The organism is Geminocystis sp. CENA526 (assembly GCF_050753365.1).
GTDB lineage: Bacteria > Cyanobacteriota > Cyanobacteriia > Cyanobacteriales > Cyanobacteriaceae > Geminocystis.
The window spans coordinates 1-16,085 of record NZ_JBLZFY010000092.1 but is presented as its reverse complement, the minus strand read 5'-3'; the positions used below and the strand labels follow the sequence as shown (position 1 = coordinate 16,085).

The 16,085-nt window shown below is 34.7% G+C and carries 18 protein-coding genes; 7 read left to right on the top strand and 11 right to left on the bottom strand.

Annotation, left to right across the window (positions count from 1 at the left end; all coding sequences use genetic code 11):
* Positions 1-184: 184 nt before the first annotated feature.
* The 6 genes from ACN4EE_RS18225 to ACN4EE_RS18200 form a co-directional block, all read right to left on the bottom strand.
* The gene (locus tag ACN4EE_RS18225) at positions 185-1,594 is read right to left on the bottom strand and encodes a ferredoxin:protochlorophyllide reductase (ATP-dependent) subunit N (protein WP_431707903.1); all 1,410 of its coding nucleotides are present in this window, start codon (positions 1,592-1,594) and stop codon (positions 185-187) included.
* 127 nt (positions 1,595-1,721) lie between these two features.
* On the bottom strand, positions 1,722-2,156 hold the full coding sequence (locus ACN4EE_RS18220; protein WP_431707902.1) for a DUF5331 domain-containing protein: 435 nt from the start codon (positions 2,154-2,156) through the stop codon (positions 1,722-1,724).
* A gap of 252 nt (positions 2,157-2,408) precedes the next feature.
* Positions 2,409-2,777, bottom strand: a complete 369-nt coding sequence (locus tag ACN4EE_RS18215; protein ID WP_431707901.1) for a hypothetical protein — start codon at positions 2,775-2,777, stop codon at positions 2,409-2,411.
* A 47-nt stretch (positions 2,778-2,824) separates the two neighbouring features.
* Positions 2,825-3,697: a ferredoxin:protochlorophyllide reductase (ATP-dependent) iron-sulfur ATP-binding protein gene (gene bchL, locus ACN4EE_RS18210; protein WP_308256350.1), complete on the bottom strand. Its 873-nt coding sequence runs from the start codon at positions 3,695-3,697 to the stop codon at positions 2,825-2,827.
* Between the two features lie 668 nt (positions 3,698-4,365).
* Positions 4,366-4,920, bottom strand: a complete 555-nt coding sequence (locus tag ACN4EE_RS18205; protein WP_431707900.1) for a hypothetical protein — start codon at positions 4,918-4,920, stop codon at positions 4,366-4,368.
* A complete protein-coding gene (locus tag ACN4EE_RS18200) occupies positions 4,898-5,479 on the bottom strand; it encodes a thioredoxin family protein (RefSeq protein WP_431707899.1) in 582 nt (193 codons plus the stop codon). Before ACN4EE_RS18200 ends, ACN4EE_RS18205 begins: the two co-directional genes overlap by 23 nt.
* Positions 5,480-5,774: 295 nt before the next feature.
* Here ACN4EE_RS18200 and dxs point away from each other — a divergent pair, with 295 nt between their 5' ends.
* The 4 genes from dxs to ACN4EE_RS18180 all read left to right on the top strand — a co-directional run bounded on the left by dxs (position 5,775) and on the right by ACN4EE_RS18180 (position 9,063).
* A complete protein-coding gene (gene dxs, locus ACN4EE_RS18195; RefSeq protein ID WP_431707898.1) occupies positions 5,775-7,700 on the top strand; it encodes a 1-deoxy-D-xylulose-5-phosphate synthase in 1,926 nt (641 codons plus the stop codon).
* A gap of 66 nt (positions 7,701-7,766) precedes the next feature.
* Positions 7,767-7,991, top strand: a complete 225-nt coding sequence (locus tag ACN4EE_RS18190; protein ID WP_431707897.1) for an AbrB/MazE/SpoVT family DNA-binding domain-containing protein — start codon at positions 7,767-7,769, stop codon at positions 7,989-7,991.
* Complete coding sequence (locus ACN4EE_RS18185; RefSeq protein ID WP_017296340.1) at positions 7,984-8,367, top strand: type II toxin-antitoxin system death-on-curing family toxin; 384 nt, start codon at positions 7,984-7,986, stop codon at positions 8,365-8,367. The genes ACN4EE_RS18190 and ACN4EE_RS18185 overlap by 8 nt, the downstream gene beginning before the upstream one ends.
* A gap of 108 nt (positions 8,368-8,475) precedes the next feature.
* The gene (locus ACN4EE_RS18180) at positions 8,476-9,063 is read left to right on the top strand and encodes a hypothetical protein (protein WP_431707896.1); all 588 of its coding nucleotides are present in this window, start codon (positions 8,476-8,478) and stop codon (positions 9,061-9,063) included.
* A gap of 58 nt (positions 9,064-9,121) precedes the next feature.
* On the opposite strand, the gene obgE is transcribed toward ACN4EE_RS18180, so the two are convergent.
* Positions 9,122-10,147, bottom strand: coding sequence for a GTPase ObgE (gene obgE, locus ACN4EE_RS18175; protein ID WP_431707895.1), 1,026 nt, complete (start codon positions 10,145-10,147; stop codon positions 9,122-9,124).
* A gap of 346 nt (positions 10,148-10,493) precedes the next feature.
* Here obgE and ACN4EE_RS18170 point away from each other — a divergent pair, with 346 nt between their 5' ends.
* A complete protein-coding gene (locus ACN4EE_RS18170) occupies positions 10,494-11,141 on the top strand; it encodes a Crp/Fnr family transcriptional regulator (protein ID WP_431707894.1) in 648 nt (215 codons plus the stop codon).
* Positions 11,142-11,286: 145 nt separating this feature from the next.
* Here the strand turns inward: ACN4EE_RS18170 and ACN4EE_RS18165 are convergent, their stop codons facing one another.
* Both ACN4EE_RS18165 and ACN4EE_RS18160 read right to left on the bottom strand, forming a co-directional pair.
* Positions 11,287-11,679 carry a response regulator gene (locus ACN4EE_RS18165; RefSeq protein WP_431707893.1) on the bottom strand — a complete coding sequence of 131 codons (393 nt, stop codon included), beginning with the start codon at positions 11,677-11,679 and terminating at the stop codon, positions 11,287-11,289.
* On the bottom strand, positions 11,676-13,133 hold the full coding sequence (locus ACN4EE_RS18160) for a DASH family cryptochrome (protein ID WP_431707892.1): 1,458 nt from the start codon (positions 13,131-13,133) through the stop codon (positions 11,676-11,678). Before ACN4EE_RS18160 ends, ACN4EE_RS18165 begins: the two co-directional genes overlap by 4 nt.
* A gap of 214 nt (positions 13,134-13,347) precedes the next feature.
* Here ACN4EE_RS18160 and ACN4EE_RS18155 point away from each other — a divergent pair, with 214 nt between their 5' ends.
* Positions 13,348-13,929, top strand: coding sequence for a slr1658 family protein (locus ACN4EE_RS18155; RefSeq protein WP_431707891.1), 582 nt, complete (start codon positions 13,348-13,350; stop codon positions 13,927-13,929).
* A gap of 127 nt (positions 13,930-14,056) precedes the next feature.
* Complete coding sequence (locus ACN4EE_RS18150) at positions 14,057-14,410, top strand: slr1659 superfamily regulator (protein WP_431707890.1); 354 nt, start codon at positions 14,057-14,059, stop codon at positions 14,408-14,410.
* A 26-nt stretch (positions 14,411-14,436) separates the two neighbouring features.
* Here ACN4EE_RS18150 and ACN4EE_RS18145 read toward each other — a convergent pair whose 3' ends face one another.
* Positions 14,437-14,892, bottom strand: coding sequence for a divergent PAP2 family protein (locus tag ACN4EE_RS18145; RefSeq protein ID WP_431707889.1), 456 nt, complete (start codon positions 14,890-14,892; stop codon positions 14,437-14,439).
* A 16-nt stretch (positions 14,893-14,908) separates the two neighbouring features.
* On the bottom strand, positions 14,909-15,826 hold the full coding sequence (gene crtE, locus ACN4EE_RS18140) for a geranylgeranyl diphosphate synthase CrtE (RefSeq protein WP_431707888.1): 918 nt from the start codon (positions 15,824-15,826) through the stop codon (positions 14,909-14,911).
* Between the last annotated feature and the right edge of the window lie 259 nt (positions 15,827-16,085).

Genomic DNA, 16,085 nt, shown 5'->3' with positions numbered 1-16,085 from the left:
GGTTGAGGTGGTTAACCTATAGTTATTTTATCACGTCACTGGCGATTCATCCCACACTTGTTTTAATTATTTTTTTTACTCGAAAACAAAGTGTGGGGCTTCTCGCCGTTTAAGCTAAAAAGTAGGGTGGGCAATGCCCACCAACCACCACAAAACTATCTTTTATTATCTGACAGAATATAACTTAGACTTTTGCTTCTTCCTTAACCAACTTACTCCAACCTAAATCTTTCAAGTTATTATTACGGCGTAAAGGACGTGTTACCAATTCTAAAATATCACGAGCGTTAGTAAAACCGTGAATTTGGGCAAAAGTGAACTCTACAGACCATTTTGTGTTAATTCCTCTGGCTTCCAAAGGATTAGCGTGTGCCATGCCCGTTATCACCAAATCGGGCTTAATCTCTTTGATTCTCTGCAATTGATTATAGTTATCAGGTTTTTCAACAATAGTCGGTACTTTTACCCCCATTTCTTGACAAGTTTGAGCGAGAAAATCTAACTCAGCTTTTTGATAACGTTTATCCATGTAAGGAATACCAATTTCATCCACCGTCATACCACACCGAATGAGGAAACGAGCAAGAGAGATTTCGAGTAAATTGTCGCCCATGAAGAAAACTGACTTACCTTTGATTAAATCCACATAATCCTGTAAATTTTCCCAAATTTGAGCTTCTCTTTCCTCTAATCCTTGAGGTTCAACACCTACGACAGAACAGATTTTCTCAATCCAAGCGCGTGTACCATCGGGTCCGATCGGAAAGGGTGCGCCAATTAATTTACACTTACGGCGACGCATTAAAGTAGTAGCAGTACGACTTAAAAAGGGATTTACCCCTGCAACGTAATAACCTTCATCGATGACGGGTAACTCTGTATAACGTTTCGCAGGTAGCCAACCATCGATTTTTACCCCTTGCTTTTTCAATTCTAAGGTTAAATTGGTGACAACGGGATCGGGTAACGAACCGAATAAAACTAAAGGCGGATGGGACTTATACTCATCATGGGCGGTATCTTCCTGTTTTTTGCCAAAATTGAGCAATTTTTGGATAGCGTTACGCTCAGTTTTCTCTGATTCTTGTTTTACTTCCGATTCCTTCGGGCAACGATTTGCCATAGCGGCTAACACGGTGTCTTCCCCTTGGGTGAAGGCATAATCTAAACCATTGGCGCGCGCTACCACGATGGGAATACCTAATTCGGCTTCTAATTTGGGGGCAATACCTTCTAAGTCCATCTTAATAATTTCGGTGGTACAAGTACCAATCCAAACAATTACGCTAGGGTTTCGATCGCGCTTAATTTGGTCACAAAGGCGTTTTAACTCGTTATAGTCATTAAGTTGAGCAGAAATATCGGCTTCTTCTAATTCAGCCATAGCGTAACGAGGTTCGGCGAAAATCATTACTCCCATAGCGTTTTGTAGAAAATAACCGCAGGTTTTCGTACCGATGACGAGGAAGAAACTATCTTCAATTTTTTGATATAGCCAAGCGACACAACTAATGGGGCAAAATGTGTGATAATTGCCTGTTTCGCATTCAAAATTTAATTCGGGGGTTGTGGGTTTTTCTGTTGCTAAAGTCATGGGTTTTTACTCCTATTAATAATGTTTAATTCGTAGGTTGGGTTAGCGAAAGCGTAACCCAACATTTTATATATTCTTTGATAATTTTGTTTTGGGTTTCGTACCTCAACCCAACCTACAATGTTTTTTAGGTATTTAAGTCAAAGCCTTTAAATAATTTATTCATCTCATTTTGAAAGTTGTTAAAGCCTTCTTGAAGATCAGAAAAAGGAATTTCTTGAGCAGATTTATCAGTTTCTTGGGAATTTTGAGAGGAATTTTTAGTTTTTTCTAACTCTTTTCGAGGATCGAAATTTAATCCTAAAGTTTCTACAATTTTCTCTAAATTATCGTTACTTATATATAACGTATAAAGAAGTTTACTAAAATTGCGATGTTTTCCTGCTAAAAATCCTAAAATCCATTCTGCTTTTACTCGATAACCTCCATCGGGTGTGCCGACTCTGGTAAACCAATTTTCGGTAATTCGATCGAATAAAGTCGCATTTTCTTGGTAATATTCAAGCCAAGATTTCCTAATAATTGCCTTATTTTTTTCGATAAAATTTAAGTGATTCTCCATAATTTTCCCTAAAATAATTTATTTTTAATATATAAATTGTTGGGTTTCGTGCCTCAACCCAACCTACTAAAACAATTCATATTTAATCTGTAGGTTGGGTTAGCGATAGCGTAACCCAAAATTTAAAAAACTCGATCGTCAAAGAAGACTCTATGCGATCGAACGATTTAGGTAATACCTCATAATCCGCCAAGAAAGAAATTTCATGACTAATAGCCCAAGTCTGCTAAAGCGACTATTTGACATAGATTTTCAGAGATTTTTATTCCTAAATTCATCTAAAGGTGAAGGATGCTCAATTAATTGATTTTTCATTTTTTCTTCCCTTTCTTTTACTTGTTTATCAAGAGTATTAACATGATTAGTAATCTCTAAAATATTTAATAAACTATCTATCGTTGGAGGCTGTATTTTAAGATATTCACAAACATTTAGATAATTACTTATAATGACTGAAAGATTAGGTTCAAGACTTATCAAAATAGAGAAAATAAACTCATAATTAACAAGTTGTGATTTTGTTAAATATTTTAAAATAACAGTTTTATTTTTTGAGTAAAAATCTAACCACTTTTCTTGCAAAATAGGTTTTAATTCTTCAAATTCTTCTACAATTCCCATACACTAAAAACATTAAAATAGTTTCTAATTCTTAATTCTTAATTGATTTACACCATCATTAACTCTAATTCGTCTTTTTCTTGTTTAGGTGCATCCGCAGGAGGATTTAAGTAGTAATCAGAAAGTAATCCAAACAACTCTCGATCGAGCGCTTCACTAGGCACAACTCCTTCAGGTAAAGCTAAAATCTGATCAGCGATATTAAGATAATATTGGCACACATAATCTAAACTAGGGTCTTTTTCCGCCATTTCAAACAAAGTTTTTCCCTTAACTCTCGATACTCGGATGTCTTCAATCAGGGGTAACACTTCTAATACAGGCATGGCAACGTGAGACACATATTTATCGATTAAATCCCGTTTTGAGGTGCGATTACCGATTAAACCTGCTAACTTGAGGGGATGGGTACGCGCTTTTTCTCGCACGGATGCGGCAATACGATTGGCGGCGAATAAAGCATCAAAACCATTATCGGTGACGATTAAACAATAGTCTGCATAGTTGAGAGGCGCTGCAAATCCACCGCAAACTACGTCACCCAACACATCAAACAAAATCACGTCATATTCATCAAAGGCGTTTAACTCTTTTAACAGTTTTACGGTTTCGCCTACCACATAACCACCACAACCAGCTCCCGCAGGAGGACCACCTGCCTCTACACAGTCAACACCAGCGTAACCTTTATAAATAACGTCTTCTGCCCAAATATCTTCATAGTGGAAATCTTTTTCCTGTAAGGTGTCGATGATGGTAGGAATTAAAAAGCCTGTCAGGGTAAAGGTGCTATCGTGTTTTGGGTCACATCCAATCTGTAATACCTTTTTGCCTCTTTTAGCCAACGCTGTGGAGATGTTGCAACTGGTGGTTGATTTGCCGATACCGCCTTTTCCGTAAACTGCTAATGTTAAAGTCATACTTTGATTTCTCCTAGTTTTGTTTGCACTAATGGCATTATTGACTAATTTTCTGAAAAAGAAAAGGGGTGCAAGTTTTAGTTTGGGTAGTAAATCTATTTAATATTTAGTATGAATCAGTAAATTAAGTTTAATCAACTTTAATTAACTATCAAAACTAAATTTAGTTATTTTTAAAGTTTTACAGTTTAAGTTAATATAATATTGTATAAAAGCAAAAAAAGATAAAGATATGTTAAGATTTTTCGAAAATTGCTTACTCTATATAGCTTTGAGATTGTGAGGAGTTTGATCGAACCTGAGTAATTATGCTTATGAAAGTTACAAAATACCTGTTATAAGGGGTAGAAAAAAAGCGATTGTTAATATTTACAACAATTTTTGATCTGTTGAATAAAATGAGTATAAATACTCAAGATTTTTATATTTCTTTAATATTGAGGAAAATAGGAAAGTTCGATCGTAATCGTATCCTAACTTTTTTATTTTATTTTCAAAACTTTATTTAATTTAATTTCAGTAGATAAGCAAATTAATTGTATATTTACTTTATGAAAGGCAAAAGGCTTCGAGACATAGACAAGAAAGATTATGGCTTATTTTAGTTAATTTTAAAGTCCACAATCTATTTTGCTATAGTACTTATTTTGTTGATTTGATATTTGAGTTTAACAGGGTTTAAGGGTAAAAAGACTAAGTAATTTTTCTTCTTCTCGGTATTCAGAAAAACGAATAAATTTAATATGTTTTTGACTTAAAATAATAGAATAATTATAAAACTCATAGCGAGTTAATAAATGAGGATAACTCGGAGAGATTTCTTCCCAATACTTTTCTCCTTCAAAGGTTAATTGTTCTTCTAATTTTAACCCTATTTCTTCTTCTAAACCTCGATAAGCTCCGGCTAAGGAGTTTTCATTTTTTTTAAGTTTTTCGGTAATAGTATTCAAATCTCTTTTTCTTTCTATCCCATTTAAAAATATTTGTTTATCTTCTATTAGTTGAAAATATCGATCGAGCAGTTTAATTTTAACATCGATCGAACTGACTTTTAATAATCTCACGAGGTGATTATCAACAATTTTTAACTCTGATTCTCCTTCTTGAATTTCTGTGAATAATTCTTCGATGGTTTTATTACCTAAATCGTGAGTCCAGTCTTGAATATCAATATGATATTCTGATAATAACTCTTTTAACTCAATTAAAGTATTCGGGTTCATTGCCTAATTTCCATTTAATATTACAACCTACGCTCGGTTTTTGTTCTATTTCGATCGACTTATTTAATAATAAAGCATCAATGCTCGATCGTAAATCCTTTCCAGTAACTGGTATATTTAAGCTAGGACGACTATCATCTAATTGACCACGATAAACCAATTTTAACTTATGATTAAATAAATAAAAATCAGGAGTACAAGCCGCCTTATAAGCCTTAGCAATTTCTTGAGTCTCGTCATAACAAACAGGAAAATTAAAACCCTCTTCTTGTGCCATTAATTTTAAATTTTCAGGGGAATCATCGGGATAATTAACAACATCATTACTACTAATTGCTAGGAGGCCTAAATTTTTATGTTGATAATCTTTACCTAGTTTTGCTAATTCGGTTTTAATATGTTTTACAAAAGGACAATGACGGGAAATAAACATAACCAATAAACCTTTACACCCTCGAAAATCATCTAAAGAAATAATCTTATTAGAGACGGTATCAGGTAAAGAAAAAAAAGGGGCTTCGCTATTTAATGCCAACATTGTGGAAGAAGTTAATACCATAAAATTTAGAATAAAAAATAATAGAAAATAATAGGACTTCTCTAATAATTACCATTTTACCACTGTGGAACAGGTATCTTGCCTGTTTTTCTGGATATGTTTATTACTCATTATTTTTAGCTTTTCTCAGTCTTCATAATTAGACTTCTCGTTACTTTTTACGGAAAAGACGATCGAAAGTGACACTTAAGAGTTAAGGTAAAGCAAAATAGGAAAAATTAAGACAAAATAAAGAAAGTAGTCTTAATAGGACGTATTCATTTTAATCAATTAATAGTATAGGGGATTTAAAATAATGCACTTAAGCGAGATAACTCATCCGAATCAATTGCACGGTTTATCTATCCGAGAGTTAGAAGATATTGCTAATCAAATACGAGAGAAACACTTAGAGACGATCGCAGCGTCAGGAGGGCATTTAGGACCCGGTTTAGGGGTGGTAGAATTAACCATCGGTTTATATCAAACCCTCGATTTAGACCATGATAAGGTGCTTTGGGATGTAGGACATCAGGCTTATCCCCATAAATTATTAACAGGAAGATACCACAACTTTCATACTTTACGGCAAAAAGACGGGGTTGCAGGGTACTTAAAACGCTCAGAGAACAAATTTGACCATTTTGGAGCAGGACACGCCTCCACAAGCATTTCCGCAGGGCTAGGCATGGCTTTAGCACGGGATAGTAAGGGCGAAAAATACAAAGTAGTATCAATTATCGGTGATGGTGCATTGACAGGCGGTATGGCATTGGAAGCCATTAACCACGCAGGACATTTACCTAATACCAATATGATGGTAGTGTTAAACGATAATGAGATGTCCATTTCTCCTAACGTGGGCGCGATTTCCCGTTATTTGAACAAAGTCAGATTATCTGATCCCATTCAGTTTATCACCGATAATTTGGAAGAGCAGTTCAAACATTTTCCTTTCTTTGGTGATGGTGCAAATCTTTCCCCTGAGATGAAAAACCTCAAGGAAGCCATGAAACGCCTTGCCATGCCTAAAGTTGGCGCGGTAATTGAGGAGTTGGGCTTTACCTATTTTGGTCCGATCGACGGGCATAACCTCAAAGAATTAATTGATACTTTCAACAAAGCCCATAAGGTAAAAGGACCTGTTTTAGTTCATGTTGTTACCGTAAAAGGAAAAGGTTACAGCCTAGCGGAAAAAGATCAAGTGGGTTATCATGCTCAAAGTCCGTTTAATTTAACCACTGGTAAGCCTATCCCCTCCACAAAACCCAAGCCTCCCAGTTATTCTAAGGTTTTTGCCCATACCCTCACTACTTTAGCCCAAAATAACCCCAAAATTATCGGTATCACGGCGGCTATGGCAACGGGTACAGGATTAGATAAATTACAACAAAAATTACCTGATCAATATATCGATGTCGGTATTGCAGAACAACACGCTGTGACTTTGGCGGCAGGATTGGCTTGTGAAGGAATGCGCCCTGTGGTTGCCATTTACTCTACTTTCTTACAACGTGCCTACGATCAGATTATCCATGATGTGTGCATTCAGAAGTTACCTGTATTTTTCTGTTTAGACAGAGCGGGAATTGTGGGCGCTGATGGACCTACTCATCAAGGGATGTATGATATTTCTTATCTGCGTTGTATTCCTAATCTTGTCATCATGGCGCCTAAAGATGAAGCTGAGTTACAGCGTATGATGGTGACGGGCATTAACTATACTGACGGTGCGATCGCCATGCGTTATCCTCGTGGGAATGGTTTAGGTGTACCTTTAGCCGAAGAAGGTTGGGAAGAAATCGAAATCGGCAAGGGTGAAATTTTACGCAACGGTGACGATATTTTACTCGTCGGTTACGGCACAATGGTTAATACTGCCATGCAAACTGCGGAGATTTTAAGCGAACATGGTATCGAAGCCACCGTTATTAATGCTCGTTTCGTGAAACCCCTTGATACTGAATTGATTTTACCTTTAGCTGAAAAAATCGGTAAAGTTGTCACTCTGGAAGAGGGTAGCTTAATGGGCGGATTTGGTTCAGCCGTAGCGGAAGCCTTAGCGGATAATGATGTGATTGTAAAATTAAAACGTTTTGGTGTACCTGATATTCTCGTTGACCATGCTACACCCAATGAATCGATCGCTGATTTGGGGTTAACCAGTCGTCAAATTTCCGAACAAATCCTTGCCTCCACTTGGTTTGAACAACAACAACCTTCTTTATCGATGAGTAATTAATAATCTTTAGGGGCGAATAGTATTCGCCCACTTGAGATTTTTGAAAATGAAAATGAGCCTAAAAATATGGAAACAAAGTTAAAAAAAATCGATAATTCTCTTGGAATTACCTTTCCTCAAGAGATATTAGATCAATTGGCACTAAAAGAGGGGGATAAAATGAATATTATTGTGACGGGAGATAGTATTCAAATTAAGCCTTTCGAGCCTCATTTTGAGACAATAATGACAGCCTATAAAGAAGGAAAAGCAAAATATCATAATGCGATGATCGAACTTGCCGATGGATAATTATATTTGGATTTCTGAAGATATAGCGATACTTATTCATGATGATCTTATCCGAGAATATGGAGGGAGTTTTGGAATTAGAGATGCTGGTTTATTATCTTCTGCTTTAGCACGAGCAAAAAACATATATCTCTATGAAGGAAAGACTTTAATTTTTTTAGCGGCGGCTATTGCCTATGGAATTGTCAAAAATCATCCTTTTATTGATGGTAATAAACGTACGGCTTTTCAAGTAATGTTTGCATTTTTAAAGGTAAATGGTAAGACTCTCAATGTAGCAGAATCTGAAGTTGTTTTCACAATGATAGATTTAGCTGAAGGAAAAATTCAAGAGGATGATTTGGTTAATTGGTTAGAAAAATATCTTTGTCCATAATAGTAACTGTCTATGTCTTAAAAATGACGGACACTCAAGTTGAGGATTTGATCTCATAAATTCCTAGGATTGCTATATTATTTGAGATATAGTTTTACATTAATTATCATGAAAAATATTTTTAAATTAACTACTGCGATCGTTCTTACTCCCACTTTATTTACTTTTATCTTTCCTTCCTCTGTCAAAGCTAATAATAATTCCTTTGATGTTTGTCTTAGGGATTTAACCGCTAGTGGTATTCCTGTAGAACAAGCTCAAACAGGCTGTGCTGATGCTTTAGTACCTACAGAATTATCGACTTGTGTGAAAAATATTTCCACTAATACCAATATAAGTTCGATCGAAGCGCTCAAAAGTTGCTATCAAGTAAGAAGACCTTTAGATTTAGGTAGTTGTGTTGTAAATATTAATAGAGATATTTTAATGGCAAATAATAAAAGTAATGCGCCCAAAACAACTTCTACCGCAACCGAAAATCCCGAAGGAGAAACTCCTGTTGTTGAGCCTACCGCTTCTGTAAGCCCAATTCAAATGGCATTAAATACCTGTCAAGCCAGTCTTTTACCCTTAAGACATTCTGAATGTGTCATAGGTTTATCTCGCACTCCTCAACCTGCAAATCCCACTAAAGCGATGGAAACTTGTTTAAGTGCGGAAAACTTCCCCAGAGATTTATTCCCCTCTTATCAATAGACTTCAGAGTTAAATTATTTTTGATGACTTTTTAGTAAGGGCTTTAGCCCTTATAATCTTATGATTCTGTTACTAAGTATAATTCGTCATTTGCCATAGAATCTAACGTATTCCATACTTCTTGCAACAGTCGATCGCACCCTAAACCCGTCACCCCCGACATAAGGAAAATAGGATTATCTGTTATTTCCTGAAATTGTTGTAAAATTTCCTGTTGAGTTTCCTCATCTATGGTATCTATCTTATTTAAACCGATAATTTGAGGTCGATCGAGCAATCCGTTGCCATAAGCCGACAACTCCCCTTGAATCACATTATAATCATGAACAGGGTCTTCTGAATTAACATCAATCAAATGAATTAATAAACGAGTGCGCTCGATGTGACGCAAAAAATCATGCCCTAAACCGATTCCCATAGAAGCCCCCTCAATCAATCCGGGTATATCAGCAAAAACAGTACCATCCCCAGTAGGTTTACGCACCACTCCCAAATTAGGAATCAAAGTAGTAAAAGGATAATCCGCAATCTTAGGTTTAGCAGAAGACAAAGCTGAGATAAGAGTCGATTTTCCAGCATTAGGAAGCCCAATAATTCCCACCTCTGCCAACAACTTCAACTCCAAGCGCAAATTTTTAATTTCCCCTTCCAAGCCGGGTAAAGCATATTCAGGCGCACGATTACTATTACTCAAAAAATGTTGATTTCCTAATCCTCCCTTACCACCTTTAACAATCAAAAAAGTATCATCAGGAGACACCAAATCCGCAATTAATTCCCCTGTTTCTGCATCATAAATCATCGTACCACAGGGAATTTCTAAAATTAAATCCTTGCCTGAAGCACCTGTGCGGTTATTTGGTCCTCCTCTTTTACCATCATCGGCTTTAAAACGACGAGCATACTTAAAATCTAAAAGAGTTTGTAATCTTTCTGTTGGCTGAAAATATATTGATCCCCCTCTCCCCCCATTACCGCCCGATGGTCCTCCTGCTGGAACATACTTCTCTCTACGAAAGGCTACAAGTCCGTCTCCACCTTTTCCAGCCTCAACTTCAATCTCAACGTGATCTATAAACTGCATAAATGATTGTTCGTCTTAAATATACTTAATAAGGTCATAATGTCAATGTTTCAAAAAAACCCTTTTTCTACTCGTACCTATCGTTATATATGGGTTTTATACACTAATTTTATTTGATCATATCACATCACTGTTAATTACTGGACTTTGTTTTCAAAGATTGGTATTGCTTAGTTTAAATTATTGTAACTTATAAAAAACGTTTATTTTGTGACACTTCGTAATTTTAGCACTTGATATTCCTTGCAAAAATCTAGTAGAATGCAGAAAATATTTAACCATTTAGTAGTATTAATTTTTCATGGAGACGCAGGAAATTAGCGAACTTTTTTCGTTATTTCATAATTTGAATACAGAAACCATAGAATGGCTAGTATCTATGGCACAAACTGATAATTATGAATCCCAAGAGGTGATTATTGACGAAAATGATTGGGGAAAAGCAGTTTATTTCATTGTGTCAGGGTGGGTAAGATTAGAAAATATCTATTCTCAGGAAACCGTTACGATCGAAATTATTGGCAAAGGTGGTAGTATAGGCGAAGCAGGAATTTTAGACGGAGTGAATCACAACGCCAGAGTAGTAGCGATTTCTGATGTAGAAGTTTTGACGGTATCAGCGCAAAGATTTATCCAGATACTATTTAGAGACTCTCAAATCCAAAACCGTTTTCTGAAACTAATGGTAAGTCGAGTTACAGAATATCAAAAATATTGTCAATTTTATCGTCAAACAGGAAAAGTAAGATTAGCAACGATACTAATTTCCTTAGCAGATAAATATGGAAAAACGACAGAAAAAGGAGTAAAACTTTATAATTTTGCTACTCAAAATTTAGCTGATTTAGCCCAATTAAATATAGAAGATTGTGAACAAATTATTGATAAATTCAAAGATAAAAACCTGATTAACATTGATATTAATTCACAAAGCCTTTATCTGACGAATATTAAACAACTTCATCACATCATCGGCAAACTAGGCAATGAATAGTGAATAATGAATAGTGAATAATGAATAATGAATAATGTAGGGGCTTAATATATTAAGTTCAACCTCATCAGAAAATAATCACTCTTGTGTTAATTTTACATTCCTAATTGTTAATTGTTAATTGTTAATTGTTAATTGTTAATTGTTAATTCATCATTTCCTTAACAGTTTGCACAAAGTATTCATGATCAACTATAGGCTTTGAAATGTAACCGTTTGCACCACTTTCAGCTAAAAAATTTTCCTTATCTCCTTGCATAGCATGGGCGGTTACAAGAATAATGGGAATAGACTTAGTGTCATCATCTCCTTTGAGAAGTTGGGTGATTTTGATACCATCTACAGCTTTACCCTGATAAAAACTATTTCCCAAAGAAACATCCATTAATATCACTTTAATCTCTCCCGACTTAGCAAGGGCAATAACTTCATCGACATTTTCTGTGCCTTTTACCGCCAAACCTCCTCGTTTCGTGAGGATTTTAGAAAAAACCTTCATATTAATGGGATCATCTTCTACAATTAAAACACTGTTCATGGACTATGACTGAGATAAACTTTTTCATTATGTTTAATAGATTTAAAAAAATCTACCATAGGACGAGGATAAGTAACCCCTAATGATATATTAAGCTCTTTTTGTTCTTGTGAGGATAATTTCCAAGGTTCATGGATTTTTTCTCCTTTGATATGGGCAATTTCTGGCAACCAATGACGTAAATAATCCCCATTATAGTCATAATCTTTTGATTGTTTAGGGATATTAAAGTAACGAAAACCTCTGGCATCATTGCCTACTCCTGCGGTATAATTCCAATTGCCCCAGTTGCTACACACATCATAATCAATTAAAAGAGATTCAAACCATTGGGCACCCATTTGCCAATTTATGCCCAAATTTTTCGTTAAAAAACTCGCCACATTTTGCCTTCCTCGATTTGACATAAAACCTGTTAATTTTAATTCCCTCATATTGGCATCAATTAAAGGGTAGCCTGTTTTTCCTTCACACCATTTTTCAAAAATTGATGAATTTTCTTGCCAAGGAAGGGAGATATTTTGTAAACCTGAAAGATGAAAAATTTTGTTACCATATTTAACTGCTATAAAACGGAAAAAATCTCGCCAGAGTAATTCAAAAATTAGCCAATAAGTGGAATCATTTTTAACTCTTTCTTTTTCATATTTTGTTACTTCTTGATAGATATAACGAGGAGAAAGACAACCCAAGGCTAACCAAGGGGAAAATTTAGACGAATAGTCAGCACCTAACATTCCATTTCTAGTATTTTTATAGTCTTTTAAACAGTCTTTTTGCCAAAAATAATCATTCAATCTGTTAATTCCTTCGGTTTCTCCTCCTCGAAAGTGTAAGACTGATTTTGCTGAGGTTTGATAATCAGATAAACCTAATTGCTTTAAGGTGGGAATTTCTCCTATATTTATATGAGGAATAGGAGGTATTTTTTGAGGAATATTTACACAAGAGTCTATTTTACTTTTTTTCTCTACACTTTTACGAAAATTAGTAAATAAGTCGGGAATTTGTGATATTGAAAAAGGTAATTGAGAAGGATGATATAATGTTGATTGCCATAAAGATTTGACTTTGATATTAGCTTTATTTAATGCTTGAATTAACTTTTTTTCTACGTTAATTTCTTCGGCAGTAGCTTCTTGAGAGAAACAAACTAAATCTACTTTATAATCTATGGCAATATCAGCAATAATTTTTTCTGGTAAGCCTTTTCTAATAATTAAGTTACTATCGATTTTTTGTAAAGACTCTTTTAAATCTGTGACGGCTTCTATTAAAAATTTCGCTCTAAATTTACCCGTTTTCGGAAAGCCAAAACTTGTGGTTTGAAAGTTTCGATCGTCAAAACAATAAACAGGTATAATTATATCAGGATTGTGAGTAAGAGCTTGAATTAAAATTGCTTGATCATGAATCCTTAAATCATTACGAAACCAGACTAAAACTCTTGTCATTTTTTTCGTCTAAAAATATGTTATTTTATTGGGATTTACGGAATAATAACCTTATTTTGTTATTTTAAAGTATTATCTACCTTAAGAAGAAATAAATATAGATTGCCTTTGTAAGCCTCAAGATTGTAATTATTGTTATGAAATATATAAAAGTATTATTTCTAGGACGATAAAAATAATTTACAATGGGAATAAATGTAAATAAAATAATGAGATGCAAATTTTTGGCGACTTTATTCAACAATTTCCTCCAGAAAAAGATTCTTTAGAGTTGACTTTTACTCCGACTTCAATTCCTTTGAAAAAACGTTGGCGAAATAATCGCTTATCTGCTTACTTTATTGCAGATTATTTTACCACTTTTTTACCTTTAGATGATAGTGATATAGAACATCAAAAACGCATCGAAGAAAGTAAAAGTGCGGTGTCTTATATTGCTAATGAGTTGTTAGAAAATGCCATGAAATATAATGATGAAAACAGTCATTCTCAAATCGAATTTGGAGTACATTTTTTAGAACAAAATGATTTAATTGCTGTGATTTTTGCTACCAATAGTATAAAATTAAATGATATTAAAAAGTTACAGGACTTTATTCAAAGATTATCTTCAGAAGATACAGAATCTCTTTACATTGAACAACTAGAAAAAAATGCTCTTAGTGATAATGAAGATGATTGTTCTGGTTTAGGTTTTTTGACTATAATCAACGATTATGATGGTAAAATAGGTTGGAAGTTTGATACTCTCAAATCCTTTAATACGGTAACAACAATGGTGCAAATAGAAGTTTAATGAGACATTGTGGAGTTATTTTTCAAGCCTATAAAAAAGAGCAAAAAATGAAAATTTTTTAAATTTTTACTTAATATTTTAATACCATTAAAAAACATTATTTTCAAAATATATTTTAAAAATTAATATGGAAAATCAAACAGTAAAAGGGGATGATTATTTAGTAGAATTACTAACAGAAAATACGACTGTTAAATTTGTTGGAGAATTGAGTTTAGGTGGTCCTCAAGAATATAGCCCTATTAAAAATTTATTAGATTTAACCACAGAAAATGAACCTGATAATATCACGATCGATCTGAAAGAATTATCCTTTTTAAACAGTTCAGGTATTAGTATGTTATCAAAATTTGTGATTGGTTTGAGAAAATATAAAAGATTACAACTAACTATTTTAGGTTCAGAACAAATCCCTTGGCAAAAGAAATCCTTAAAAAACTTACAAAAATTTTTACCCGGTTTAAAATTGGAAATTAATTAAAAAAAATGGGGCAATTGCCCTCATTATTACGACAACAAAGGAAGTAAAAAAATTGAACTGACAATACCTAAAAGTAAACCGACTACTACTTGAAAAGGTGTATGCCCTAATAATTCTTTTAATTTTTCTTCGCTAAAATCCTCATGGTTTATAAACTCCTCCATGATTTGATTTAAAATTTTTGCCTGTTTACCCGCCGCCTGTCTAACTCCTGCCGCATCATACATTACTATACCAGCAAATATGGACGCAATGGCAAATTCAGGAGAAGACCATCCCAAAGTTTGACCTACTCCTGTAGCTAAAGCTCCTACAAGAGCGGAATGAGAACTAGGCATTCCACCTGTACTAACAAGGTAGCGAAAACTAAATTTACGATTAGTAACGGTATCCACAGAAACCTTGATTATCTGCGCCAAAACACAGGCAAACAGTGGAATAGCAATAAGACGATTGGTAAATATTTCCAAAACAACCTGCATTTTTCTCCCCTATTTATTAATTTTTGCGTTGTACAATATATTGAGCAATTGCTTGTAAGGGTAAGGCTTTTTCTCCATATACATCTAATTGCGCAATGGCATCGTTAACTAATTCTTCAGCTTTTGTCTGAGAGACTTCAATACCCCATAGTTTAGGATAGGTGGCTTTTTGAGCGGAAATATCTTTTCCTGCGGTTTTGCCTAACTCCTCAGTGGTAGCAGTCACATCTAAAATATCATCGATAATTTGAAATGCTAAACCAATATTTTGAGCATATATAGACAAACGACTTAAATCATTAACATCTGCACCAGCTAAAACTGCACCACAGGAGACACAAGCCTCTAACAATGCCCCAGTTTTACGGCGATGAATAGAAGTCAGGGTTTCGGCGGTGACATCGCATTTGCCTTCACAATCTAAATCCATAACTTGCCCTCCGACTAAACCATCAGCGCCAACGGCTTTGCCCAGTATTCCTAACACTTTAACTACTCTTTCGGCAGGTATATTTTGAGTATTTTCGGCGACATATTCAAAGGCATAGGCTAATAAACCATCCCCCGCTAAAATGGCGATGTCTTCACCATAGACTTTATGATTAGTCAGTCTTCCCCTACGATAATCATCATTATCCATAGCAGGTAAATCATCGTGTATAAGTGACATAGTGTGAATCATCTCTAAGGCACAAGCGGTAGGCATTGCCGTTGTTTCACTTTCTCCTAATAACTCAGCAGTAGCTAAACAAAGAATGGGGCGCAATCTTTTTCCTCCTGCTAACAAAGAATAGCGCATGGCTTCATATATTTTGGGAGGATTGCCTAGGGGTAAGGATTCGTCTAATGCTTTTTCTACTATATCTTTTTTTGTGCTGAGATAGGTTTTAAGATTAAAGGATGCTAAAGAGGGTTTTAATTCGGTTTCTACCATAATATTCATGTTTCGATCGCTTATTATCATGGATCAATTATCAATGATTTATGACCATGAGTAAATGGATAAATAAAAATGAGCCAATGTCTTGTTACTTAGAGTTTGGTCAAAAAGTCAAAAAACTATTAGGATCAAAGGTTTAGTTATTACCGAACTTCATCGAAATACTTTTTCATCCCCCTATTTAAAAACCGCTCTATGAAACTTACTCAAACTTGATCAAGAATAGTCAAGTTCCCACTCTTCATGGGATGGA

Excerpts from the sequence above, each read along its gene's own strand:
- ACN4EE_RS18155 (WP_431707891.1), top strand. The coding sequence starts at position 13,348 with ATGCAAATTTTTGGCGACTTTATTCAACAATTTCCTCCAGAAAAAGAT.
- ACN4EE_RS18145 (WP_431707889.1), bottom strand. The coding sequence starts at position 14,892 with ATGCAGGTTGTTTTGGAAATATTTACCAATCGTCTTATTGCTATTCCA.
- crtE (WP_431707888.1), bottom strand. The coding sequence starts at position 15,826 with ATGGTAGAAACCGAATTAAAACCCTCTTTAGCATCCTTTAATCTTAAA.
- ACN4EE_RS18160 (WP_431707892.1), bottom strand. The coding sequence starts at position 13,133 with ATGACAAGAGTTTTAGTCTGGTTTCGTAATGATTTAAGGATTCATGAT.
- ACN4EE_RS18205 (WP_431707900.1), bottom strand. The coding sequence starts at position 4,920 with ATGAACCCGAATACTTTAATTGAGTTAAAAGAGTTATTATCAGAATAT.
- ACN4EE_RS18180 (WP_431707896.1), top strand. The coding sequence starts at position 8,476 with ATGAAAAATATTTTTAAATTAACTACTGCGATCGTTCTTACTCCCACT.
- ACN4EE_RS18220 (WP_431707902.1), bottom strand. The coding sequence starts at position 2,156 with ATGGAGAATCACTTAAATTTTATCGAAAAAAATAAGGCAATTATTAGG.
- ACN4EE_RS18215 (WP_431707901.1), bottom strand. The coding sequence starts at position 2,777 with ATGGGAATTGTAGAAGAATTTGAAGAATTAAAACCTATTTTGCAAGAA.
- ACN4EE_RS18165 (WP_431707893.1), bottom strand. The coding sequence starts at position 11,679 with ATGAACAGTGTTTTAATTGTAGAAGATGATCCCATTAATATGAAGGTT.
- ACN4EE_RS18150 (WP_431707890.1), top strand. The coding sequence starts at position 14,057 with ATGGAAAATCAAACAGTAAAAGGGGATGATTATTTAGTAGAATTACTA.
- bchL (WP_308256350.1), bottom strand. The coding sequence starts at position 3,697 with ATGACTTTAACATTAGCAGTTTACGGAAAAGGCGGTATCGGCAAATCA.
- ACN4EE_RS18225 (WP_431707903.1), bottom strand. The coding sequence starts at position 1,594 with ATGACTTTAGCAACAGAAAAACCCACAACCCCCGAATTAAATTTTGAA.
- ACN4EE_RS18185 (WP_017296340.1), top strand. The coding sequence starts at position 7,984 with ATGGATAATTATATTTGGATTTCTGAAGATATAGCGATACTTATTCAT.
- obgE (WP_431707895.1), bottom strand. The coding sequence starts at position 10,147 with ATGCAGTTTATAGATCACGTTGAGATTGAAGTTGAGGCTGGAAAAGGT.
- dxs (WP_431707898.1), top strand. The coding sequence starts at position 5,775 with ATGCACTTAAGCGAGATAACTCATCCGAATCAATTGCACGGTTTATCT.
- ACN4EE_RS18190 (WP_431707897.1), top strand. The coding sequence starts at position 7,767 with ATGGAAACAAAGTTAAAAAAAATCGATAATTCTCTTGGAATTACCTTT.
- ACN4EE_RS18200 (WP_431707899.1), bottom strand. The coding sequence starts at position 5,479 with ATGGTATTAACTTCTTCCACAATGTTGGCATTAAATAGCGAAGCCCCT.